Source organism: Peptoniphilus rhinitidis 1-13, assembly GCF_000246925.1.
GTDB lineage: Bacteria > Bacillota > Clostridia > Tissierellales > Peptoniphilaceae > Peptoniphilus_A > Peptoniphilus_A lacydonensis.
In genome coordinates this window covers 1-941 of sequence record NZ_BAEW01000040.1, presented here as the reverse complement: position 1 = coordinate 941, position 941 = coordinate 1, and the positions used below count along the sequence as shown (strand labels likewise).

General features: G+C 33.3%; 1 protein-coding gene. It reads left to right on the top strand.

Annotated features, from left to right (window positions below; all coding sequences use genetic code 11):
• Positions 1-941, top strand: a 941-nt coding sequence (ltrA, locus tag RH95_RS09105; protein ID WP_010248948.1) for a group II intron reverse transcriptase/maturase, incomplete at both ends; no start/stop codon positions are given.

Here is a 941-nt window from a genome sequence, read left to right as displayed (position 1 = left end):
GAGAAAATATAAAACTAGCCTATCGAAGTATAAAAGGAAATAAAGGCAGTCACACAGCAGGAGTAGATGGAAGAACAATAAACCATCTATCAAAACTAAATGAGGAAGAATACATTTCTCTAATACAAAAACAGTTTCATTGGTATAAGTCCCGCCCTGTAAAAAGAGTGGAAATACCAAAACCTAATGGAAAAACAAGACCGCTTGGAATACCAACGATTGTTGATAGAATTGTACAACAATGTATTTTACAAATTTTAGAGCCAATATGTGAAGCGAAATTTCACGACAGTTCTTATGGGTTTAGACCTAATAGGAATACAGAACACGCTATTGCAGAATGTGCAAGGCTAATGCAAAGACAGCATTTACACTATGTAGTTGATATTGATATACAAGGATTTTTCGACAATGTATGTCATTCAAAACTCATAAAACAAATATGGCACTTAGGAATAAGAGATAAAAAGCTAATTTGCATTATCAAGGAAATGTTAAAGGCTAATATTGTAATGCCAAATGGTGAAACAATTATACCTACAAAGGGTACACCTCAAGGAGGTATTTTATCCCCATTGCTATCTAATATAGTACTAAATGAGTTGGACTGGTGGGTTTCATCTCAATGGGCAACAATGCCAACGCATTATTCATATAAACAAAAGACTAATAGCAAAGGAACGGAAATAAAAAGCCATACCTATAGAGCTTTAAGGTCAAGTAAGCTCAAGGAAATTTACATTGTAAGATATGCTGATGATTTTAAAATATTTTGCAGTAATTACTATGATGCAAAAAGGACATATCAAGCAGTGAAACAGTGGCTTGAAGATAGGCTTAAATTAACAATAAATGAAGAAAAATCAACGATCACGAACCTAAAACAAAGGTATTCAGAGTTTTTAGGCTTCAAGCTGAAGGTTAAACCAAAAGGTAAAAAG